This window comes from Exiguobacterium sp. s160 (assembly GCF_018617575.1).
GTDB lineage: Bacteria > Bacillota > Bacilli > Exiguobacteriales > Exiguobacteriaceae > Exiguobacterium > Exiguobacterium aestuarii_A.
The window spans coordinates 427456-449654 of sequence record NZ_JACSKK010000001.1 but is presented as its reverse complement, the minus strand read 5'-3'; the positions used below and the strand labels follow the sequence as shown (position 1 = coordinate 449654).

21 protein-coding genes and 2 riboswitches are annotated in these 22199 nt (G+C 46.7%); of the genes, 13 read left to right on the top strand and 8 right to left on the bottom strand.

All coding sequences use genetic code 11. From position 1 onward, the window contains the following. Nucleotides 1-24 precede the first annotated feature (24 nt). The 3 genes from KNO86_RS02300 to KNO86_RS02290 all read left to right on the top strand — a co-directional run bounded on the left by KNO86_RS02300 (nucleotide 25) and on the right by KNO86_RS02290 (nucleotide 1801). Complete coding sequence (locus KNO86_RS02300) at nucleotides 25-846, top strand: YihY/virulence factor BrkB family protein (protein ID WP_214692519.1); 822 nt, start codon at nucleotides 25-27, stop codon at nucleotides 844-846. Between the two features lie 79 nt (nucleotides 847-925). Further along, a complete protein-coding gene (locus KNO86_RS02295; protein WP_214692517.1) occupies nucleotides 926-1480 on the top strand; it encodes a hypothetical protein in 555 nt (184 codons plus the stop codon). 15 nt (nucleotides 1481-1495) lie between these two features. Next, nucleotides 1496-1801, top strand: coding sequence for a hypothetical protein (locus tag KNO86_RS02290; protein WP_251126868.1), 306 nt, complete (start codon nucleotides 1496-1498; stop codon nucleotides 1799-1801). A gap of 51 nt (nucleotides 1802-1852) precedes the next feature. On the opposite strand, the gene putP is transcribed toward KNO86_RS02290, so the two are convergent. After that, nucleotides 1853-3334, bottom strand: coding sequence for a sodium/proline symporter PutP (gene putP, locus KNO86_RS02285; protein WP_214692515.1), 1482 nt, complete (start codon nucleotides 3332-3334; stop codon nucleotides 1853-1855). Between the two features lie 336 nt (nucleotides 3335-3670). Then, the gene (locus KNO86_RS02280) at nucleotides 3671-4642 is read right to left on the bottom strand and encodes a D-alanyl-D-alanine carboxypeptidase family protein (protein WP_214692513.1); all 972 of its coding nucleotides are present in this window, start codon (nucleotides 4640-4642) and stop codon (nucleotides 3671-3673) included. Between the two features lie 193 nt (nucleotides 4643-4835). Between KNO86_RS02280 and KNO86_RS02275 the strand changes: the two genes are divergently transcribed. The 5 genes from KNO86_RS02275 (at nucleotide 4836) to KNO86_RS02255 (ending at nucleotide 10257) form a co-directional block, all read left to right on the top strand. Continuing rightward, nucleotides 4836-6368 carry an FAD-dependent oxidoreductase gene (locus KNO86_RS02275; RefSeq protein WP_214692511.1) on the top strand — a complete coding sequence of 511 codons (1533 nt, stop codon included), beginning with the start codon at nucleotides 4836-4838 and terminating at the stop codon, nucleotides 6366-6368. A 74-nt stretch (nucleotides 6369-6442) separates the two neighbouring features. Further along, nucleotides 6443-7915 (top strand): carboxypeptidase M32, encoded by a 1473-nt coding sequence (locus KNO86_RS02270; protein WP_214692496.1) that lies wholly within the window; start codon nucleotides 6443-6445, stop codon nucleotides 7913-7915. Continuing rightward, entirely contained in the window at nucleotides 7912-8619 is a 708-nt protein-coding gene (locus KNO86_RS02265) for a glycerophosphodiester phosphodiesterase (RefSeq protein WP_214692494.1), read from the top strand. The genes KNO86_RS02270 and KNO86_RS02265 overlap by 4 nt, the downstream gene beginning before the upstream one ends. 248 nt (nucleotides 8620-8867) lie before the next feature. Next, the gene (locus KNO86_RS02260; RefSeq protein WP_074034410.1) at nucleotides 8868-9665 is read left to right on the top strand and encodes a DUF4397 domain-containing protein; all 798 of its coding nucleotides are present in this window, start codon (nucleotides 8868-8870) and stop codon (nucleotides 9663-9665) included. Then, entirely contained in the window at nucleotides 9610-10257 is a 648-nt protein-coding gene (locus tag KNO86_RS02255) for a class F sortase (protein ID WP_251126867.1), read from the top strand. Before KNO86_RS02260 ends, KNO86_RS02255 begins: the two co-directional genes overlap by 56 nt. A 93-nt stretch (nucleotides 10258-10350) precedes the next feature. On the opposite strand, the gene KNO86_RS02250 is transcribed toward KNO86_RS02255, so the two are convergent. Then, the gene (locus KNO86_RS02250) at nucleotides 10351-10788 is read right to left on the bottom strand and encodes a MarR family winged helix-turn-helix transcriptional regulator (protein ID WP_074034413.1); all 438 of its coding nucleotides are present in this window, start codon (nucleotides 10786-10788) and stop codon (nucleotides 10351-10353) included. Between the two features lie 88 nt (nucleotides 10789-10876). Further along, complete coding sequence (locus KNO86_RS02245; protein WP_353047396.1) at nucleotides 10877-11935, bottom strand: GTP pyrophosphokinase; 1059 nt, start codon at nucleotides 11933-11935, stop codon at nucleotides 10877-10879. An 84-nt stretch (nucleotides 11936-12019) separates the two neighbouring features. On the opposite strand from KNO86_RS02245, the gene KNO86_RS02240 reads away from it, so the two are divergent. Together KNO86_RS02240 and KNO86_RS02235 are read left to right on the top strand one after the other, a co-directional pair. Beyond that, a complete protein-coding gene (locus KNO86_RS02240) occupies nucleotides 12020-12238 on the top strand; it encodes a hypothetical protein (protein WP_214692492.1) in 219 nt (72 codons plus the stop codon). An 88-nt stretch (nucleotides 12239-12326) separates the two neighbouring features. After that, a complete protein-coding gene (locus tag KNO86_RS02235; protein WP_214692491.1) occupies nucleotides 12327-12647 on the top strand; it encodes a YflT domain-containing protein in 321 nt (106 codons plus the stop codon). 28 nt (nucleotides 12648-12675) lie between these two features. Here the strand turns inward: KNO86_RS02235 and KNO86_RS02230 are convergent, their stop codons facing one another. Then, complete coding sequence (locus tag KNO86_RS02230) at nucleotides 12676-13716, bottom strand: SDR family oxidoreductase (RefSeq protein WP_214692489.1); 1041 nt, start codon at nucleotides 13714-13716, stop codon at nucleotides 12676-12678. 189 nt (nucleotides 13717-13905) lie between these two features. Here KNO86_RS02230 and KNO86_RS02225 point away from each other — a divergent pair, with 189 nt between their 5' ends. Next, nucleotides 13906-15201: a glutamine synthetase family protein gene (locus KNO86_RS02225; RefSeq protein ID WP_214692487.1), complete on the top strand. Its 1296-nt coding sequence runs from the start codon at nucleotides 13906-13908 to the stop codon at nucleotides 15199-15201. Nucleotides 15202-15243: 42 nt separating this feature from the next. On the opposite strand, the gene KNO86_RS02220 is transcribed toward KNO86_RS02225, so the two are convergent. The 3 genes from KNO86_RS02220 to KNO86_RS02210 all read right to left on the bottom strand — a co-directional run bounded on the left by KNO86_RS02220 (nucleotide 15244) and on the right by KNO86_RS02210 (nucleotide 19497). Further along, nucleotides 15244-16737 (bottom strand): peptide MFS transporter, encoded by a 1494-nt coding sequence (locus KNO86_RS02220; protein WP_214692480.1) that lies wholly within the window; start codon nucleotides 16735-16737, stop codon nucleotides 15244-15246. Nucleotides 16738-16882: 145 nt separating this feature from the next. After that, nucleotides 16883-18127, bottom strand: a complete 1245-nt coding sequence (locus tag KNO86_RS02215; RefSeq protein ID WP_214692478.1) for an MDR family MFS transporter — start codon at nucleotides 18125-18127, stop codon at nucleotides 16883-16885. A gap of 269 nt (nucleotides 18128-18396) precedes the next feature. Next, entirely contained in the window at nucleotides 18397-19497 is a 1101-nt protein-coding gene (locus KNO86_RS02210; protein ID WP_214692476.1) for an AI-2E family transporter, read from the bottom strand. Between the two features lie 158 nt (nucleotides 19498-19655). Beyond that, nucleotides 19656-19755: riboswitch (SAM riboswitch) on the top strand. A 78-nt stretch (nucleotides 19756-19833) separates the two neighbouring features. On the opposite strand from KNO86_RS02210, the gene KNO86_RS02205 reads away from it, so the two are divergent. Beyond that, nucleotides 19834-21009: an aminotransferase class I/II-fold pyridoxal phosphate-dependent enzyme gene (locus KNO86_RS02205; protein ID WP_214692474.1), complete on the top strand. Its 1176-nt coding sequence runs from the start codon at nucleotides 19834-19836 to the stop codon at nucleotides 21007-21009. 57 nt (nucleotides 21010-21066) lie between these two features. Next, complete coding sequence (locus KNO86_RS02200) at nucleotides 21067-22020, top strand: iron-containing alcohol dehydrogenase (RefSeq protein WP_353047678.1); 954 nt, start codon at nucleotides 21067-21069, stop codon at nucleotides 22018-22020. A gap of 41 nt (nucleotides 22021-22061) precedes the next feature. After that, nucleotides 22062-22166: riboswitch (SAM riboswitch) on the top strand. Nucleotides 22167-22199 lie beyond the last annotated feature (33 nt).

The following is a 22199-nucleotide window of genomic DNA, read 5'->3' as shown; positions in this document are numbered from 1 at the left end:
TATTAAAGAAAGTAGAGAGTAAAGATGAAACAAGTTTTATCAACAGTCGTCAAGCGTTTTTTTACAGAACGCTTCTTTGACCAAGCTGCCATGTTGGCCTATTACTTCATTTTATCCACGTTCCCGTTCTTATTATTCGTATTAGGGATTGTCGGGTTTTTACCATTTACGAGCGGTGATGTGATACAAGCGTTATCACTCATTATGCCTGAAGCGAGCTATCGGCTGTTAGAAGGGAACATCGAAGCGATTTTCGATAACTCTAAATTGAAATTGGCATCATTCAGTATCTTACCCGCACTTTGGATTTCATCGATTGCTGTGCAGTCGTTGGTCCGGGCATTAAACGATGCTTATCGGGCGGTCCGAAATAAGGCTTTTTGGAGAGGTGTCTTGCAAGACATCGCAATCACATTGGCACTCATGTTTGTACTCCCGTTTTCATTACTCGTACCGGTGATCGAAACGGCGTTACGTGAAGTGTCTTCATATATCTTGTTCATCGATGAGATCGTCACGACCTATGCTCAGATATGGTTTTACTTTAGATGGATTGTAGGGACGGGTATACTCTTTACCGTATTTATCTTCGTTTATAAGTGGTTGCCGAGTGTGTCAGGTACATTCAAGAATAGTTGGGCTGGGGCGGCATTTGCGACTGTAGGAATCCTCATCGTTTCAAACGTGTTCAGCTATTATTCCCAGTTCGCGAACTATGAACAGTTCTACGGTCAACTTGGGGCGTTCATTGTCTTGTTAATTTGGTTTTACCTTGCTGCTTCTGTGATTTTGCTAGGAGGACTCTTGAACGCGACATTGATCGAGGGGAAAGAAAAACTTCGTTAGACGTGTAAATGCTAGTTATCATTTAAAAGAATAGGGAATGGTAACGTAAGGTCACATCATCTAAGCGGAGGTGGGAAACATGGATATGCAACGGCTCGTACACAATCGTCGTTTCATCGATCAATCATTGTTTTACCTCGCCTTACATCTGTGGAAATGGATCCTCCTGTTACCTGTCTTGTTCTATTTGGATGTATCGTTTCGCCATTCGCCATTCTCTGAGTTTCTAATTGTGAGTATCATATTGTATCTCATGTTTCGCGTGATACAATATGTCATCGCCAGTCGTGCTTCTTTCATGGAATTGGTTGAGTTTGGCTATTCAGTTTTGTCACTCGTTCTCGTCTTCACATTCTTGATGGAAATTGGAGCTCCACCTATCGCCATCGCGATCGTTGGGGCCGCATACTTGAGTCATCCGATGCTTGCGCTACATCATTATCAAAATTTCTCAGAACGCAAATGGCTCAATAAACAATTTCAATTGTTTAGCCCGATGTTACGCCAAGGAGAAGTACCTGTTCACGTCCTCGTATTGACGGAAGATGAAATTGTGATTACTGTAGAGAGTGGAAAAGAGTTTACGTACCGTCATATTTATTGGGGCGGTTTTTATGTAGAAAATGCTTCCTAAAAGGTGGTTACTCAGTTGTTTAGTGGATTCGACAATATCATTGTCATTTTGTTTTGGATTGCGACATTCATTGCGTTCTTCAAAGGGGCGTATGACATGTGGCGTGAATATCGATCAACGAAGGAAAAGTCGGTTCTGTATTACTTGATTGTCCTGATTATCACGTGGTTCTGGTTCAATCCATATGAGCTAGTCGCACTTCATCCGTTCGTGTTGATGGCGTATTACTGGAATCGGAGCAAATGGATGCGAAATGCGATGCTCATATTGGTGCTCGTACCATTCGTAATCCGTGTCTGGTTAATCGCAGCATCGATGTAATACAAAAACTCGGTCCCTCTGAAGGGAACCGAGTTTTTAAATTGATCTGGATTATTCTTTTTTCGCAGCTGCCAATTCAGCTTCCATTTCACCGAATTCACGATTGATGCGTTTCTGTTCTTTCTGGCTTGTGAAGTTACTGACAAGTACGATTGCCAACATACTTAAGAAGAAGCCAGGAACCATTTCGTAAAGGACTGTTGAAAGTCCAGTCACGATCCAAAGGATAACCGTGATGGCACCTACAAGAATACCGGCGAGGGCACCTTGGCGTGTCATCTTGCTCCAGTAGAGTGATAACAGGATTGCTGGTCCGAATGCAGAACCGAAACCGGCCCAAGCATAACCAACAAGTGTCAAGATTGTACTAGATGGGTTGAGTGACATAAGCGTCGCCACAAATCCGACGAGCAAGACACCGATACGTCCAGCACGTACCATTGTTTTTTCACTTGCTTCTTTGTTGAAGAACTTACGATAGAAGTCTTCTGTCAAAGCAGATGAAGTAACGAGCAATTGTGATGATACAGTCGACATGACAGCTGCAAGAATTGCGGCTAACAAGAATCCAGTGATGAACGGGTGGAACAAGACTTCTGAGAATTGAATGAAGACTGTTTCCGGGTCACCGAGTGGATTACCTTGTCCACGGAAATAAGCGATTCCGACGAAACCTGTCATGACTGCACCGATAATTGATACGGTCATCCAGCTCATTCCGATGCGACGTGCTGTTTTCAATGATTTCACATCACGGATGGCCATAAAGCGAACAATGATGTGTGGCTGACCGAAGTAGCCGAGTCCCCAAGCGAGGAGACCGATAATCCCGAGTGTCGTTGTCCCTTTGAAGAGATCAAACAAGTCGGCATTGATTGTCGTTGCAGAGTTGACAGCAGTGTCTACTCCACCGAGATCCGTCAAAGCAACAAATGGAACGAGCACGAGTGCCAAGAACATGATGACACCTTGTGCGAAGTCTGTCCAACTAACTGCCGTGAATCCACCGAAGAGGGTATACAAGATCACGACACTAATTGTAACGACGACACCTGTCTGATAGTTTAATCCGAATGAGCTTTCAAACAACTTCCCGCCAGAAACGAGTCCGGCTGACGTATAGAACGTGAAGAAGATGATGATGACGGATGCAGATAGGATCCGTAGCCAGTTCGAGTGATCTCGGAACCGATTCTCTAAAAAGTCTGGAATCGTAATCGAATCGTTCGCCATCTCTGTGAAGACGCGAAGTCGTGGAGCAACTAACAAGTAGTTCAAGTAAGCTCCGATGACCAATCCAACGGCTAACCAAATTGCTGATAGTCCAGTTGCGTACATTGCACCCGGTAGTCCCATTAACATCCAACCACTCATATCCGAAGCTCCGGCTGACATGGCTGTAACTCCTGGCCCCATTTTACGGCCACCTAACATATAATCTGATGAATCGGTCGTTCGTTTATACGCAACGTATCCGATAAGAAGCATCATCACGAGATAAAGCGCGATCGATACCCATTCTTGCCATAGCATTGAATTACCTCCTATTAAGTTAAGAAAATCTATTTCATCAAACTCGTTCGCGATTGTGTGAACACATCACACAGTCAATAACAAAAGTTGAAAAGGCGAACTTGTGTCTTACCTTACCGAACGATTTAAATGATTGCAAACTGTCACCTTTTCAGAAAAATGGCTCTAAAGCCTATCATATCAACGGATGAGAGTGAAAATAAGGTGCTAAAAAGTTTAAATATTCTGAATATTTGAAATGTTGAGGACTTCTTGCTGTAATATTCCTGTAACATTAAGCGATGCTTTTTCTGAAAAAACGAAAAAGAGCATGGATTTACATGCCCTTTTCTTACGTTATTTAAAAGCCTTCTCTTCGACCAGACGCATCGTCGGGAAAGTTTGCCCGGATTTTGCCTGCATCGTGACCAAGATATACGTCTCGTTTTGATGTTTCATGATAAACACCATCGTATAGCCCGACTCATCGGTATACCCCGTTTTCGTAGCGGTCACATACTTTGAGTAGTGGATACTTCTCTCATTGACGGATGAGCCGAGGTGATACCACCAGCGTCGTTTACCATTTCCGTCTTTGTCATTGAATTCCGCTTTAAATTCATATGTACCAGCAATCTCAACGAGTTCAGGATATGTACTAAATGCGTATGCGATTTTTGCCATATCGTTCGCCGTCGTGTAGTGATTTGGATCGGAGTATCCGTGCGCGTTCACAAAATGGGTACCTGTCAATCCAAGAACCTCTGCCCGTTCATTCATCAATTGAACGAATGCTTCGGTCGAACCGCTCGTATATTCTGCCAGACTGTTTGCGGCATCATTTCCTGATTCAAGGAGCGTGGCGTATAACGCCTGGCGTACCGTTAATGTATCACCAATCGCAAGATGCGCGATGTGGCTGTCCCAAGGGATGTCGAGTGTTGAGGTCTGGATCGAAATGAGCGGCTGATCGAGTTCGTTTGCCGCCGATGCTTTCTCGTAGGCGAGTAAAGCCGTCATCAGTTTTGTCGTGCTGGCTGGGAAGACACGGTCGTCAGCATTTTTATCAATCAAGATTTCCTGTTTGTCCACATTTACGAATGTCATCGCACCGACTGGAATGTCCTCGTTATGGAGTAACATCGTTTCAATTGGGTGCCAAGTTCCCATCTCGATGTCGGGGAACACGGGACCTTGCTTCATAGGTACGACTTTGGGAGCCGCAGTTTCAGAGGGTGTCGGTGCTTCTTTATCCTGCTTAAATCCGACCAATGTCGGGATCAGTGCGACGATTCCGAGCAACACGACCGCTGCAACCATTCTTCGCATGATGTACGTTCTTCTTCGGTGTCTCCTTCTACGGGTCAAAACAAGTCCCTCCTTTATCGTTACTCTATAAAGATAATAGAAAACGCATATTTATTGCGCCGATAAAATAAAGAACTAGGTCAATGATTGATGATGAAACGATGGTGTATCGGGTATAGAGGTAGGAAATCCATTAATGAGAGGGGAATATGCCATGCAACGTTATCCGTTCACGAACTCCATCTGGCGACAACATGACACCGGGACACTGTATCCACCATTAACCGCTTCGGAATCATCTGAAGTCGTCGTCATCGGAGCCGGAATCGCCGGGCTAGTCTGTGCCTATGAACTCCAAAAGCGTGGAAAACAAGTAACGCTCTTAGAAGCGCTAGAGATTGGTCACGGCACGACTGGACATACGACGGCGAAGTGTTCTGTCCAACACGGAGCGATATATCAGGAGCTGATTCGACATTTCGATGAAACGACTGCCCGACTCTACTACGAATTTAACGAAGAGGCACTCGTCTATCTCCAAAAGCAAATCGATGAAGGATTTGAATGTGACTATTCGATAGAAGACTCATTTTTATATTCAACGGAACCGAGTGAAGAACTGTCCAGAGAACTGGATGCTTATCGTCGGTTGAAGCTTGACGGAGGGGAGGCAACGGAGGAAGTCGGAAACACGCTTCCCTTCTCAATTGATCAAGCGCTTGTCATTCGAAAGCAAGCCCAGTTTCACCCAGTCAAGTACTTACGTGAATTGGCAGATCGATTCGTCCGGCTGGGTGGAAGGATTTATGAACAGACGAGGGCACTAGATGTAAGTCAAGGACCACGCCCGATTGTCACGACTGCTACAGGAAGAAGGGTTCAGGCCAATCAGGTCGTGATTGCGACTCATTATCCATTCAATGACCTACGTGGCCTATACGTGTCAAAATTTTCAGTAGAGCGCTCCTATATTGTCGCTTGTGAAACGGATACAGCTCCGCTGAAAGGAATGTATTTAAGTGTTGACCAAAACAGTCGATCGTATCGGTCATATGTAGATGATGGAAAAACGTATTTATTAATTGGCGGAGAAGGACATACAGCGGGACAGGTGACGGACACCCGAAGTCGCTATGATCGTCTGGAGAGTGATGCACAACATTATTTTGGAACGAATCGGGCGTCGTATCGCTGGTCTTCTCAAGATCTCATCACGTTGGACTCGCTTCCCTATGTCGGGCAAATGTTCAAACGGGAACCAGACATCTTACTAGCTACAGGATTTCTAAAATGGGGGATGACTAATGGGATTGCAGCAGGGAATTTAATCGCGGATCAACTTACCGGTCAGCCGAATCGATTTTCGGAGTTGGTGTCTCCTCTTCGGAAAACCGTCAAACCGACTGACGTTGGTCCATTTATTAGAACCAATCTCGATACGGCGACACAATTCGCAAAGGGGACCATGGAGCGCGTACTCGAACGCCGGGGTGTCGAGGACCTTCAACTAGACGAAGGCGGAATCGTGCAAGTGGACCATCAGACAAAAGGGGTATATCGAGATTTAGACAACCATTTTCACGTAGTCAATCTGACATGCACCCATCTCGGTTGTACCGTGAAATGGAACAATGCGGAACGGACTTGGGACTGTCCCTGTCATGGGTCTCGTTTTGATGCTAAAGGAGCCGTCCTAGAAGGTCCGGCGACAAAACCACTTCCCTACAAGATGCGAGAAGATTTGTAAACTAGTATAGGCAAAGGTTGACAGCTATAATAAAGTAGAAAGAGAACAGAACAACACATAGGGGTGAATGACAGATGGAACTAACAAAAGAATGGCGTGAGCATTTTAAGCAATTGCGTGCGTTCGATGAAGCAATCTCTCTTTTATATTGGGATATGCGTACTCAGATGCCGGAACAGTCGGCACCGCTCCGTGCGGAAACAATCGGATATTTGTCGACTGAGGCGTTCAAACGACAGACGAGTGAGTCGTTCGCTTCTTTATTGGGACGTATGACTGAAGAAAGTGGACTGTCTGAAGTCGAATCGCGTTCACTTCAAATCGCAAAAACGCAATATGAACGAAACGCAAAGATTCCTCATGATGAGTATCAAGCGTACGTGACGCTCGTATCTGAAGCGGAGACGGCTTGGGAGAAAGCAAAGAATCAAAACGATTGGGACATGTTTGCTCCATATTTGAAAAAGATCATCGGATTCCAACAAAAATTTGCGGAATATTTCGGATATGAGAAGCATCCATACGATGCCCTGCTTTATGATTATGAGCCGGGGATGACCGTCGAATTGTTAGATCAGCTGTTCGCTTCTCTCCGAGACGAGCTGGTGCCGCTCATTCAACAGCTTCCAAAAGAATCACTCTCACTAGATTGGTCGATGCCGTCAGACATTCAAGAAAAGATTTGTCATGACTGGATGAACGTCGTTGCATACGATTTGTCCCGTGGTCGTCTTGACGCGACGGTGCACCCGTTCGAGATCACGATCAACCGTCGCGACGTACGAATCACGACGAAATATGATGAGGCTGATTTCCGTAATGCCTTGTTCGGAACGATGCATGAGGCAGGGCACGCGACGTATGAACAACAAATCGATCCAATGCTTGACGAGCTCGGGCTAGGCGGTGGCGCATCGATGGGAATCCATGAATCGCAGTCGCTCTTCTTTGAAAACTTTATCGGTCGGAGTGAAGCTTTCTTGCGCCGTGTCTATCCGAGACTCCAAGAGCTCTACCCGGTATATGGTAACATCGATTTTGATACGTTCTATCGTGGAGTGAACGAGGCAAAACCTTCACTTATCCGAATCGAAGCGGATGAACTGACGTATAGCCTTCACATCATCATCCGCTATGAACTCGAGAAAGCACTCATTCAAGGAACGTTATCCGTCGACGAGCTTCCGGCCGCGTGGAATGAGAAGTATAAAGAGTATCTCGGACTCGATGTTCCAACAAATGCTAAAGGCGTGCTCCAAGATGTACATTGGGCGGGTGGCTCGTTCGGATACTTCCCAAGTTATGCACTCGGCCTCATCTATGCGGCGCAGTTGACGGAGGCGTTGAAAGCAGACCTTCCTCAATTTGAGACATTGATTCAAGATGGTGAGATTGAGCCAGTCAAAACATGGCTCCAAGAAAACGTTCATCAATACGGAAAGCGCCTGACACCGAATGAACTCATTCGAAAAGTGACCGGTCAAGAAATCTCGGTTCAACCGCTTGTTCGCTATTTGACGGACAAGTATCAGACTGTGTCCAAATGAAACGATTTGCGCATCGTGGTGTGATGGCACTACAACCGGAGAATACGATGTCGGCGTTCAGACTCGCACTGGATACGGGGGCAGATGGGATTGAAACAGATGTTCATTTGACCAAAGATGGTGAGCTCGTTCTCATTCATGATGAGACGCTAGAACGTACGACGGACGGGAGCGGGTTAGTGTCTTCGTACACACTCGACGAACTGAGAAGGTTTAACGCCGGAGTTCGATCTTCTAAACAAGAGGCTATCCCGACCCTGCAAGAACTTCTCGAACTTGTGAGGGATACATCGATTCGATTAAATCTTGAAGTGAAGACCGATGTGCTGCGATACGTTGGAATCGAATCCCGGTTGCTCGACACACTTGATTCGTCGGGCATCAACCCGTCACGTATTCTTTTCTCATCGTTCAATCATGAGACGATACACCGATTAAAAAAGATGAGACCAGACATCGAGGCGGCCATCTTACTCGCGCAACCATTATATGACACCGTTGGATATCTGGAATCGGTTGGTGCCGATTCAGTCCATCCGCATATTGATCGCATCACGAATGAAGAGATTCAATCGTTGCAACGACATGGTGTGCCTGTCAGACCCTATACGATTAAGACAGATGCACAACTCGAGCGTTGTGAAGCATTAGAAGTCGACGCCATTTTCGTCAATGATATCGAATGGGCAAGTAAAACCCTTTAGTCGCCGACTAAAGGGTTTTATAATTTGATGGGAGGGAACTACAATTTATGTAAAGGTTGCGCTTTCATTCCTCAGCATATCGGAGCACATTCAGGGCATAGTGCCCCCTTTACGTCATTGTCGGATTGTCTTAAGTTTAAGATGTCACCGAGCTACATAGCAATCAGATGTAGCACACCATGTAGCACTGCATCACACTTGTTGTATGCAAGTCGTAGGTTACCGTAGACAAAAGGAGGAAATTTCACATGAAGAAGTTGATGTCTTTACTGGGTACACTAGCACTGGCCTTCGCTTTCATCCTACCGGTTAGCGCCGATGGACATGAAAATGCGATGGTCCGTGTGCTACATGCTTCACCTGATGCACCGGCAGTTGACGTGTATGTGGATGGGGAAGTCGCGGTCGAGGGAGCAGAGTTCAAGGATCTCACTGACTACTTGACACTTCCTGCAGGGGATTACAACGTTGAGATCAAGCCAGCAGGTGACGCAGAAACAGTCGTCGTCGCAGCAGACCTTTCAATCGAAGCAGGCAAATTCTACACAGCTGCTGCGATCGGTCAACTTGAAAACATCGAAATCGCTGCAATGGAAGATGATGCGAACTTCGAAGACGGTAAATCAAAAGTCCGTGTCGCACACTTTGCACCAGATGCACCAGCAGTGGATGTCGCACCTAAAGGTGGAGACCCACTCTTCTCGAATCTCGAGTTCAAAGCAGTAAGTGACTATGGCACACTCGATGCTGGCACATACGACCTTGAAGTTCGTCCAGCAGGAGCGACTGATGTCGTGAAAGCACTTGATGGTGTCGCACTCGAAGGTGGTAAGAACTATACAGCATTTGCAATCGGACTCCTTGAAGGAGAACCAGCATTTGAAGTACTCCTTGCCGCTGATGGTGGAGAGATGGCAATGGCCCCTGAAACAGGACAAGGTGGTCTCGCTCAAACAGCGTCAATGAACTGGTTGCTCGCTGCAGCAGTAGTTGGAGCAGCAGCAGCTGGATTCTACGTCTTTCGTCGTCAGAAGCAAGACGCTTAAGCTGTTCTTTCTAGGTACCATCACTTTTCTAGTGGTGTGTGCTCAAGCTGAAGCACCAGACAAACCATTTGTCATGCCGACGGCCGAATTCGCTGAACCACTCGTATTGACCTCTAAACAGGTCGACAGGCAATCATTTCATTCGAAAAGTTTCATCCCGAAACGACTCGTCATTCCATCAATTGATGTCGATGCCTCGATTGAAGCGGTCGGGAAAGATGAGGCTGGTCGAATGGATACTCCGTCTGAAGTGGATCAAGTCGGTTGGTATCAGTATGGTGCGAAAGCAGGGGCGACAGGAAACGTCGTCTTGTCGGGTCATCTTGATGACTTGAACGGCCCCGCCATCTTTGCGAATCTTGGTCAACTTCCCATAGGAGAACTGGTGACGCTCCAGGCGGAAGGTCAAGTCGCAACGTATGAAGTGGTCAGCGTGAAGCAATATCGCCTTAATCAAGTCCCACTTGCATCAATCTTTGCGGCGACTCAGGCGAAACGGATTCAACTGATTACATGTGCAGGGCCATACGATGAAAATCTTGGGTATCGTGACCGGATCGTCGTCACGGCACACCTGATTGAAGCAAACTGACAGCAAGGAGATGCAAACACACGTTTTGCATCTCCTTTTTCATGTCTCATAAAAAATAGACCCCAGCCAGTACGGCTGAGGTCTATTCATGGCTTAAGCATCCATGCGGTCTAATAATTTTGAAAGTAAAATGAGTTCTTCATCAGAGAAATCAGTAAATACATCCATCAAGTATTCGATTTTCATACTCTCTAACGTCTCGAACAACTCGCGACCTTCGTCTGTCGCTTGAAGTTCGACGACACGGCGGTCACGTTCGCTGCGTTCGCGAGAGATTAACCCTTTTTTCGTCAACTCATCAGCGAGTGCCGTGATCATCGAGGCTGAAAATTGAAACTCATTCGACAAAGCAGAGGCGATTTGAGGACTCTGTTGACAAAGAGAACGTAGAATGAAGAATTCATTACGAGTCAAGTATTGTGAGAACATCGAACGGAGATTTTTTTTCACTCCGCGATAGTTCATCCGGATTCCACGTTCAGCATCAGCGACGAGCTGACGACGTGAAGCAGTTGGTACAGGTGTTGTCATCCTCGAAACTACCTCCTAGTGATAATATTATTCATATATACTTCAGAACATAGAAACATTCTACATTAAAAACATGTTGTCTGTAAAGTTATAAAGGCTCGTCTTTTGAACGGATTTGTTGAATGACTTCCTCATAATGTTTCAAATCTGGATAGAAACGTCTGAAGAAGAATTCGATTTGCGGGTCATCGCCTTCTGCCAATAGTTTGGCCAGGACGGCATAGACGACACCCATCCCTTGTCTCGGCAGAAGGGATGAAGGGAGTAGCGTCGCACATTGGACGGCTTGCGTATAGTAAGTTGAAAGTGTGTCGTTTAAGTCTTTGAACGTTCGGATGTCTGCATAATGAAACATTCGAGTCAATTCGACGATTGCTGAGAGATCGGTCTCGAGCAACCATTCGCTTTGGAAGATGGCATTATCCAATTTTTCAACGGTCTGGTCGTTGGCCATGTAATAGTTTAAATTGTCTCGAGTAATCGTCACTTTTTCAGGAGAATCGAGGATTTGTTCAACTGTTTCTTGTTCGAATGTCCGGAGTTGTTTACGGATGTTCACAAACTCAGAATCAGCAATCTCGAGAAGCCCGGCGACACGACTGAAACTACGTTTGATTTCAGGCGGAACAGCATTCGGGTTTTTGTAACCGAGGTCATGTTCAATTTCAGCCCAAGCATGTTGTAGAATCGAGCGGACTTGAATTTCCGCTTCCTTTTCGGCAAATCGTCGATATTCCCCGAGGGCAAGTCGTTTTTCACTCAGCTCCACAACATAGTGAACAGACAAATAGCCAAACTCATTGGAGTCAAGCAAAGTTGATTTATCGATTGACTGTTCTCGATCGATGGTGAATTCGTCCTCCAATATTTGGGCGACAGTCCGTACATCATCATGGAAGTAAGTAACAATCCGAATCCCAGCAAGGTCCTGAACGTCACGTAACGAACGGTATTGGTATGGTTTACGGGACAGTTTGGCATATAAACTGTCCGCTTCTTTCGCACGGGCGACAATCGAATGAAACTGAATACCGGCTTCCGTTAACAATTCACTGAGGAGCGCTTTCAGTTTTGTGGCAAACGCTTCATAATCTTCTTTTTCGTTTAAATATTCAAGCATGATTGTATTCAAGTCTTGTTTAGGCACGTAACTCACTCCTTTTCACTGTCTTTAGTATATCATCTCCATTACAAAACGATATGGTAGCATATATACAGAGGGGGAATGAACATGAACCATACATTTCGGTCATCCGAGAGAGAAAAACTGGAGATCATCGCTGGTCTTTTGCAACAGGCGGATTATCGGATATCCCGCATCCGAGAAGATGGGAATCAATTCGTTGTGACCGCGCGCCTATTGGGTCGGGCTACCATAGAAGGGGAACGTGAGCGCATCGGAGGAATCGTGCAGCATTTTGATGTGGAAGAATGGACGTTTCATGATTAAACGATGACGATTTATGTTTACCACCTCATTTTTCGGGAATAACAAAAACAGTGAAAACCATGACTGTGAACGTTTAGGAGGATGGGGCATGTTAGAGACAAGGGTAGTAAATGATATGACAACGGTAGATCATGAAGTGAACGAGATGGTCTCAGGAGGGTGTGTGAACGAACACATCTACTTATTCGCCAAAGACGAAGAATTGACGATTCGACTGGCGGCAGAAGCTGGTGTCCAACCGTACCGCATTCCGGAAAAGGGAATGTTCGAGTCGTTGCTCTCGAAATTTACGAGCAACTCAGAAGATCGCATGGAACAGATGGAAAGCCTCGGTCTTACGAAAGAGATGGTCGACTCACTCGAGCGCGAAATCAAAGATGGAAAAATCGTATTAGTCTGTGATAAATGACAATGGACCGGAAGCCCGGTCCATTTTTTTATTGTTTTGTTTGATAATAGGCATTCACGATTCGTCGCAACGACTTATGGTCGAGGCGAAGTGGAGAGAATCCAGCATCTTTTAACAATTGTTTTGTGTTTTCGTCATGGAACGTGATGTTTCGATTCAAATACGGATTGAATACTTTCACCATCTCGTTAAATGACTGTTCGACAGCACTGAGTGTGGACGACGGCGTCTCCGTGATCGTCAAATGCGGGAAGGAGAGCGACTCTTTCATATAATCGAGCATCATCTCATTGCGTGGTGGCGTGTCATTCGTGACATTGTAAATCGTGCCCGCTTTCGCATGCTCGATGGCGGCCAAGAGTACATCCGCGACATAATCGACCGGAACAAGATTCGAAGTGCCCGTCGCCGATCCGATTAAACGGATGGATTCAAAATCATGACCGCGGCGCTCCAATTTTCGCTTGAACAGCTCGAGTGCACGCATATAGCCATACATCGTGAATTTTGAATCCGCTTCTCCGGTCTTCGAGTCACCAACGATGATGGCTGGACGGAAGATGGAAACGTCGAGTTCATCCCGTGATTGCCAGACCGCCTGTTCGGCATGTGCCTTGCTCTCTTCGTAAGGATTTAGAAACGATTGAGAGACATCATATAACGTTTCGCCACCTATTTCTTTTGCCCCGAGTGTATAAGCGGTACTTACATGGAAAAACCGAGGAACGTCAATCAACTTCGCCAATCGAAGAGCTTCTTTCGTCCCCGTTACATTTGTTTCAAACAATTCATCGCGTAACTCTTCATCAAATTTGACGAGTGCTGCCATGTGTAGGAATAAATCGATTTTTCCTTTATGTGAATCGATAAATTGTTCATTAGCACCGAGTGCGTGTGCCGTCAAATCGCCAGGCAACACATCGATTGATTTTCTTTCTTCCACCGTGAACTGAGCATTTACTTTTTCCGGTGTTCGGGCGAGCATGCAAATCCGGTGCCCCCGTTCAATCAACTCTTTGGCGAGTCGACCTCCTAAAAATCCAGTTCCACCAGTCATAAAAATATACAATCGCGTTCTCCCTCTCTGTGACATTCTGCATCCATCATATCAAGTCTTCCGTCATGTAGCCACTTTGCGTCTTTCAAAATTTCATGTTTAGAAAAAAACGAAGTCGGTTATGAACTATAGAGAAGCGTACGAAAGGTGCGTAACGACAGCTTGCCTGTCAAATCCATTGAAGTGAGGTTTTTAAGAATCATGGCAAATCTATTCGGAACAGACAAGGATGACGTAGCAAAGAAGCAACAAGAAATTGAGAAAACGGTACAAGAGAAAAATATTACCCAAATCCATCTTTACTTTTCAGATGTCCTCGGTGATTTGAAACTCTTGACGCTTTCGGCAAAATTGTTGCCAGAGGTTTTTGAAGGAAAAACAATGTTTGATGGCTCTTCGATCAACGGATTCTCTTCCATCAAAAACTCCGACTTATTCTTGAGACCGGATTTAGATCGTCCACGTTATGAGCAAGATGGTGATGAGAGTATTTTGGCGTTCTTCTGTGATGTTTGTACACCAGAGGGTGAGCGATATGAATACGACCCACGTAATGTGTTGAAGGATGCACTCGAGCGAGCTGCACGCGATGGCTACTCGGTTTTCGTCGGCGCAGAGCCTGAATTCTTCATCTTTGATGAAAATGGAGAGTTTTATGATGAGGCCGGTTACTTCTCGACTCGTTCAGAAGACAAAGGTTACGAAGTACGTCAGCATATTGCAAACCGCTTGAGCAATGTCGGATTCAATATCGAGGCGGTCCACCATGAGGTCGCTCCGGCACAACATGAAATCGGAATCAAATATGACGATGCGCTCCATACGGCAGATAACATTCAGTTCTTCAAAGAAATCGTCAAGATCGCGGCGAAAGAAAAAGGGGCATCTGTCTCGTTCTTACCGAAGCCGTTGCGTGACGTGAACGGTTCTGGGATGCATTTGAACATCTCGGTATGGAAGAACGACGAAGCAGGCAAGGCGACAAGCAACGCGTTTGACGAGGCTGACGCCGATTATGGACTTTCTCAAACAGCTCGTCATTTCATCGAAGGGATCTTAAAGCATGCCCGTGCGACGGCCATCTTTACAAATCCGCTTCCTGAGTCATATGAGCGTCTCGTTCCTGGATTCGAGGCACCGGTTAACATTTGCTGGAGTCCATCGAACCGTAGTTCGATGATTCGAATCCCGGCTTCTCGTGGAAGCGCGACTCGAGTAGAGGTCCGAAATCCTGATCCGAGTGCAAACCCATACTTGGCACTTGCTGCCCTCATCTACGCTGGTTTAGAAGGAATCGAGCAGAAGCTCGAACCGTCTAAGCCGAACGAGGACGACTTGTTCGAGTATTCAGCGAAACAAATCGAAAGCCAAGGAATCGCATCTCTTCCTGCGACATTCCATGAATCGATTCAATCGCTGAAACAAGACAACTTCCATGATTACTTTAACCACAATATGATTGACCGCTACTTGTCACTCATTCAAGTACGCAAATAAAAAATGACGCCAGCCGATCGAATCGGCTGGCGTTTTTGATGATTAATGGATTCCGCGCATATATACTTTGATTTTTGGTGCGAGTGCGAACAGAATCAAACTTAAGATGATGGCGACTCCGCCGATGACTCCGAAATAGAGCATCTCATTCTCTGGTGAGTAGAACTTGACGAGCTGGGCATTGATCCCTTGCGCGGCAGCGTTCGATAAGAACCAGAGTGACATCGTTTGAGCAGAGAACGCAGCGGGTGCAAGTTTAGTCGTAGCCGACAAACCGACCGGCGACAAGCTCAACTCGCCCAACACGACGATAAAGTAACTCAAGACGAGCCAGAGTGGGTTGACGAGGGCATCCGGACCGCTGAAGTAAGCAGGGAGTAGGATGACCAAGAAACTAATTCCTGCAAACAAGATCCCGAAAGCGAATTTCGTCGGGATACTCGGCTCTCGGTCACCAAGGCGAACCCACAGCCAAGCGAATACCGGTGCGAGCAGGATGATGAAGAGCGGGTTCAACGACTGGAACCATGCTGGTGACAATGTGAATCCGAAGAATTCAAGGTCAGTCCGTGTATCGGCATAACTCGCAAGGATTGTTGCTCCTTGCTCTTGAATCGCCCAGAACATGACCGAAGCGATGAAGAGTGGGATGTAGGCGATGATGCGCGAACGCTCGACCTCTGTCGTCTTCGGGCTACGGTACATGATGATGAAGTAAATCGTTGGAATCGCAATCCCGAACACTCCGACTAGCGTGATGAACGTGTTGATTGTGAACCAACCGAGCGGAATCAAGATCGCGAGCAAAATGGCGATACCGATCGTGACGAGACTGACGATTCGAATCGTTTTCTTTTTCTCGTCTGGAGACAACGGGTTCGGTACATACGAACCAGCAAGCCCGAGGTTCGTCTTACGTGTCAACACGAAGACAACAAGTCCAACGAACATCCCGATTGCTGCAAGGGCGAAGCCCCAATGGAAACCGTAGTCTTTTTGAACTTGTCCAACGATAAGAGGCGAAATGAATGCGCCTAAGTTGATCCCCATGTAAAAGATACTGAATCCAGCGTCGCGACGGCGATCTGTTTCGCTATACATATCTCCTACGATGCTTGATACGTTCGGTTTCAATAGACCCGTACCAATAACAATCAACGCCATTGAGATGAATAAGAAGACGACGCTACCTGGAATCGAGAGGACGATGTGTCCGAGCATGATGAACACACCACCGTAGAAGACCGCGCGTGACGTCCCGAATACTCTGTCTGCAAGCCATCCCCCAATGACCCCTGACATATAAACGAGCGCACCATAGACGGACATGATGGACAGCGCGACATTACGGTCGAGCCCAAGTCCACCTTCAGAAACCTCATAGTACATGTAGAATACGAGGATGGCCCGCATGCCGTAGTACGAGAAACGTTCCCAAAACTCCGTGAAGAATAGGGTGAACAACCCTTTCGGTTGTCCGAAGAAGCCTTTTTGTGGAACACTGTCCACGATTGTCTGTTTATCGATCCTTTCCATGAAAGATCCCTCCTTAACCGTTTTATCATAAAAAGGATTATTATGATTGTAAAGTGAATTGAATGATAATTTCAAATTTTAATAAGAATGAAAAGAATGAAAAGACCACACTTTTTAGGAAACAGAGAGTGTGGTCAATGAGTGATTACGCCGTCTTTTGTTTTGCTTCTGTCGCTTGAACGTGACGTCCGAGTTGCCAATAAATAATGCCTGACAGACAACTCGCGCCACCAATCAAAATCAGTGCAATATGCCCGGCGCGATGATCGAAGAAGACACTCGCGATAATCGGTGCTGTGACACCGCCGATCAGCCACTGAACACTCGCAGCCCCATTGTAAGCACCGCGCATGTTCTCTGGCGCAATCAAGGCGATGAATGTCTGTTGGACAGGGGACATGATCATCTCGCCAAACGTGTAAAACGCGTAGACAGCGAGTAAAATTCCCACGAGTGGGAGATAAGGAACGTCGAGAGCGTACAATGCTCTCGGGACGATCGCGATCAAGATCATCCCAATCCCGAATACGGTAGCCCCAGCAAACATGACTTTCCCAAAAGGCTTATTCCCAAGCTTCGATGCAATCGGGAACTGGAAAAGAACGACGAGGATCCCGTTAAGTGCTAACAAGTAAGGGAATGGGTTTTGTTGATCCGTATACGTCGGGAGCGACTCTTTCAAAAAGAGCGGCAACATACTTTCGACGACCGAGAACCCCATTGATATGAATATACCCGCAAAGATAAAGATAAGAAACACGCGGTCGTTATAGAATACGCGCAACACTTCACGGTTGCTCGGGGTCTCATCTTCCGTGAACTCCGGCAATGACTCGTGAATGAATGCCCCAAGCACGAGGGCATACAAGCCAAAGATGAAAGCAGCCGCAAAGAAAATGAGCTCCCTGTCGATGAACAGTACCGCACTCCCGAGAAGCGGTCCGAATGCGGCTCCGATGTTATGTCCCATTCGTAAGAGGCCGAACGCCTCGTTCATATGCTCGGGTTCCGTGACATCAGCGACCATTGCACTGGCAGCGGGGTGGAACAATGAATTGGTCAAGCCGAGCATGGCATTGAGTAAGAGCAACGGCCAAAACGAATCGGCGAACGCAAAACCGATGAGGGCGAGCGCGTCACCAACGATGGCGATCATCATGATTGGTTTGCGTCCGTATAGATCAGCAAGCCGTCCCCCAATCATCGAGCCGAGGAGCGCCATGATTGGTCCCGTCGCCATGATGATTCCGACTTGAAGATAGCTGTCTAACTGGTCACTATAATAAAGGACTAAGAATGGGGCAATCATGAACATCATGATTCCCGTGATCGTTTCTCCTAAGAAACGTATCCAAATGTTGCGGTCGAGTTGCTTGAGTGATTGAAACATACAGGTCACCTGCTTTATTTAATTTTAGACACAAAAGGGACGTCATATGCATGAAGGCATACGACGTCCCACGTTGTTTATGCATGCCTAGTTAGGCAGGCGTCTTAGATATGAATCAATCGAAGAGGTGCCTGCCAATCAGTATGAACTTGAATGAATGGTTTCGAAGATACTACTGACATGGGAACCTCTCCTTTCTGTTAATTGTTATTCTTCTCTTCAACTGTATGACACATTTCATCAATGTGTCAACAAATTATTGGGAGGATTTAGAGTAATTCATTTAAATTTTTTCGATTCAAACGATAATCAATCAGTCTAGACAAGACCACTTGAATCATCGCCGTGATCGGAACACTCACAAACATGCCGACGAGACCGAATAGACTTCCTCCGATGATAATCGATGTGATGACCCAAAACGGAGTGATTCCGACGCTGTCACCCAAAATCTTCGGCCCGAGCCATAACCCGTCAAATTGCTGCAACAAGAAGATGAACAAGAGAACCAATACGGCGGTGAACGGATCATAGAAATAGGTGATGATAAACGCTGGGATCATCCCGAGCAGCGGACCGACGTAAGGGATAAAATTGAGCACCCCGACGATGACACCAAGAAGTAACGCGTATGGAGCCCCGATGATTAAGAGCCCGATGACAGCGAGAACACCGATGATCAGACAATCGAGTGATTTACCGATGATGTATCGTTTAAAAATGTAATCCATCTCCTGAAAGATATCGATTGTCGTCTTCGCAGTGCCCACTGGTAAGAGCGCGTAGAGAAGGCGCTTGAACATGCGAGCGAAGACTTCTTTGTCTTTTAACAGATAGATGGAAATGACAATCCCAATCAAGAAGTTGATCAATGTCATCGTGAAACTAGAGACATAACCGACAGAAGAGAGGACGGCCGTCTCGACCCATCCGGAATAACGATCCTCGAAGCGTGCAAAATCAATCGCCTGGGCGATCGTCGCGTTATAGTCTTTCAAGTAATTATTTACATCACCTAAAAACGCATCGATTTGACGGATGTAGACGGGTAACTCCTCGATGAGTGATGAAAGACTCGAGTAGATCCGCGGGAACAACGTGACGACCGAGATCGCTAAAATCCCGATAAACGTGATATAGACGATGAGCAGACCTTGATATCGCTTCAAATGGAACCGTTCTTCAATATAAGAGAGTACGGTGTTAAGTAATAAAGCAATGGCAATCCCCATGATGATTGGGGTCAGTAACTGAAACGTGTACTGCAAAACACGTGAGATGGTATCCGGTTCACTGATGACCCGCCATAAGACGAGTAAAATCAGACCGATCACACTGAGTTTCCAAATAAGTTGACGATTAAGCTCCAATGCTCTATCCCCTCATACAAATATAATTTTTCTACTCTTTTACTATGAATGTTTTTTGAAAAGGATTCAATAGATGTTCACTTTGAAAAAAATGTTTGACACCGTTGGAAATGTCTGGTTAACTTAGGGACATACAAAAAATACATAGCGAATAACACTTTCTATCAAGAGAAGCGGAGGGACTGGCCCGATGAAGCTTCAGCAACAGATTGCAAAATACTGTGCTAATTCCAGCAAGGTGACCTTGAGAGATGGGAAGGTGGTTGACTACATACGTCTGTATTGAGCACCCCTTTCCTCAGAAAGGGGTGTTTTTTCGTATCAGGAGGAACAATCATGGCAGACAGACGTTCACAATTATTAAAATCCTTACCGACGCAACACTTCGTCGGATTGGCAGAAGAGGTCGCAGCGGTAGAGGCAAGCGGGAAGAGCGTCATCCGGCTCGGGCAAGGGACACCCGATTTACCGACGCCCGCTCCAATCTGTGAGGCGCTCGAACGTGCCATCACGGACCCGGCGACACACCAATACGGTCCATTTCGTGGACAGACCCGCTTGAAAGAAGCGGTCGCATCATTTTACTCTCGTGAATATGGTGTCGAACTCGACCCGGAACGAGAAGTCGCGATCTTGATCGGTAGCAAATCAGGTTTGATCACACTCCCACAATGCCTTCTCGAACCGGGAGACGGGATTTTACTCCCGAACCCGGGTTACCCGGATTACATCTCGGGGGCGCGTCTGGCTGGTGCGGAAATCATCGATTTGACGTTAAAAGAGGAACACGGCTTTCTTCCTGACTATTCAACACTCGACCCGGCACACGCAAAGCTCATGTATTTGAACTACCCGAGCAATCCGACTGGGGCTGTCGCGACGCCGGCATTCTTTGAAGAGACCGTCGCGTTTGCGAAGAAGCATGATGTGATGGTCGTCCATGATTTTGCTTATGGAAGCATTGGGTTCGACGGTTATGTTCCCCCGAGCTTCCTTCAGGCAGATGGTGCGAAGGAAATTGGGATTGAAGTATACACGATGTCGAAGGCGTTCAATATGTCGGGGTGGCGAGTCGCCTTTGCTGTTGGGAACTCCGATATCATCGAAGCCATCAATACATATCAAGATCACGTCCATGTGTCTGTCTTCTCAGCCATTCAAGAGGCAGCAATCGTGGCGTTAGAATCCCCACGTGACTTACGTGATGACCTAGCCTCACGTTACGAAACAAGACGAAACCGATTGATTACTGGGTTACGCCGGGCGGGGTGGGAGATTGAGGCACCGAAGGGTTCCTTCTTTGTATGGGCGAAAGTGCCTGAGGGGGATGCAAAATCGTTCTCGACAAAGTTACTCCACGAGGCAGGGGTCGCCGTCACACCAGGCTACTTCTTTGGAACAGAGGGAGAGCACCACATCCGTTTCGGTCTCGTATCGTCTGAACAGAAGATTGATGAAGCGGTGGAACGGATTGAGAGACTGTTTGTAGCCTATGAGGAGGTACATTTGTGATTCGTCAGGCCGTGCTCGAATGACCATTCGCATGATGCGCTCGAGGACCTTCATACGGTGATCGGGAATCGGGAGGCACTCATTTTAAGAGGATTGAACGGATACGGTGAAGCGGTACGCGTATCCCCTTGTCTAGCAGAAATTCCGAGTGTACGATTTTACGGTGAATGTTCAGACGAAGAAATAAATCGTTTGAATGCCTATCGACCCGACGTATGGATTGCCGTCGGCGGAGGTAAATTGATCGATACGGCGAAGCGGATTGCATTCACCCAGTCGGTCCCGCTCATTGTCGTCCCGACCCTCGTGTCAAACTGTGCCGCTTTCACACCACTCAGCGTCATCTACACTGAGGAAGGGTCTTACACTCGCTATGACACGTTTCCGGTCGTCATCGAGCGCGTCATCGCAGATGAACGACTGTTACGTGAATCGCCTTATGACTATTTCAAGGCTGGCGTGATTGATACGGTCGCAAAGTGGTTCGAGTCCCGATATATTAGCGGGACGACTTCAAGGGACGCAGGGATTCAGTCAGGGTTATCACTTGCTGCGCAGTGCGGGGAATTGATGGACTTGTCGATTCATGAACAGAACTTTCGTCATTATGGGCCAGACATCCGATATCTCGTCGACCATGTCCTCGCAGTCGGTGGTGCGGTTGGTGGATTCGGGGATGCCGGCACGCGTGTTGCGGTCGCGCACGCTGTTCATAATGCACTCAGTCGCTTTGATTCGACCCATCAGTGGCTACACGGTGACAAGGTTGGCTTCGGATTGATTGTTCAAGAACGGTTGATTAGATCCGATGACACCCTCCTGCTCGAGGACTGGCTTCAATCCATCGATGCGCCGACTTCACTTACACAACTAGGGATTCGTCCTGATCAAGTCGAAGAGTTGGTTACTTCGATCGTCGAAGAAATCACGATTCAAGGGATTCGGAATCTTGAAGATTCAGAGCAGTTAAAAGAAATTCTCATCAATCTTCAAGAAGTGGTTTACAAATAATGCTTTTATCAGTAATATAATAACAAAATAATAGAACCGATTGCTTATCAAGAGTGGTGGAGGGACTGGCCCGATGAAACCCGGCAACCAGATCAGTTATGATCATGGTGCTAATTCCAACAGACGAGACGTCTGGGAGATGAGCGTGTCCGACTTTCACTTGTCGTGCCCGCCGCTCT

What these genes read in the sequence shown, in the direction of transcription:
- KNO86_RS02300 (WP_214692519.1), top strand. Translation starts at nt 25, where the DNA reads ATGAAACAAGTTTTATCAACAGTCGTCAAGCGTTTTTTTACAGAACGC.
- KNO86_RS02295 (WP_214692517.1), top strand. Translation starts at nt 926, where the DNA reads ATGGATATGCAACGGCTCGTACACAATCGTCGTTTCATCGATCAATCA.
- putP (WP_214692515.1), bottom strand. Translation starts at nt 3,334, where the DNA reads ATGCTATGGCAAGAATGGGTATCGATCGCGCTTTATCTCGTGATGATG.
- KNO86_RS02280 (WP_214692513.1), bottom strand. Translation starts at nt 4,642, where the DNA reads ATGCGAAGAATGGTTGCAGCGGTCGTGTTGCTCGGAATCGTCGCACTG.
- KNO86_RS02275 (WP_214692511.1), top strand. Translation starts at nt 4,836, where the DNA reads ATGCAACGTTATCCGTTCACGAACTCCATCTGGCGACAACATGACACC.
- KNO86_RS02270 (WP_214692496.1), top strand. Translation starts at nt 6,443, where the DNA reads ATGGAACTAACAAAAGAATGGCGTGAGCATTTTAAGCAATTGCGTGCG.
- KNO86_RS02265 (WP_214692494.1), top strand. Translation starts at nt 7,912, where the DNA reads ATGAAACGATTTGCGCATCGTGGTGTGATGGCACTACAACCGGAGAAT.
- KNO86_RS02260 (WP_074034410.1), top strand. Translation starts at nt 8,868, where the DNA reads ATGAAGAAGTTGATGTCTTTACTGGGTACACTAGCACTGGCCTTCGCT.
- KNO86_RS02250 (WP_074034413.1), bottom strand. Translation starts at nt 10,788, where the DNA reads ATGACAACACCTGTACCAACTGCTTCACGTCGTCAGCTCGTCGCTGAT.
- KNO86_RS02240 (WP_214692492.1), top strand. Translation starts at nt 12,020, where the DNA reads ATGAACCATACATTTCGGTCATCCGAGAGAGAAAAACTGGAGATCATC.
- KNO86_RS02235 (WP_214692491.1), top strand. Translation starts at nt 12,327, where the DNA reads ATGTTAGAGACAAGGGTAGTAAATGATATGACAACGGTAGATCATGAA.
- KNO86_RS02225 (WP_214692487.1), top strand. Translation starts at nt 13,906, where the DNA reads ATGGCAAATCTATTCGGAACAGACAAGGATGACGTAGCAAAGAAGCAA.
- KNO86_RS02220 (WP_214692480.1), bottom strand. Translation starts at nt 16,737, where the DNA reads ATGGAAAGGATCGATAAACAGACAATCGTGGACAGTGTTCCACAAAAA.
- KNO86_RS02215 (WP_214692478.1), bottom strand. Translation starts at nt 18,127, where the DNA reads ATGTTTCAATCACTCAAGCAACTCGACCGCAACATTTGGATACGTTTC.
- KNO86_RS02205 (WP_214692474.1), top strand. Translation starts at nt 19,834, where the DNA reads ATGGCAGACAGACGTTCACAATTATTAAAATCCTTACCGACGCAACAC.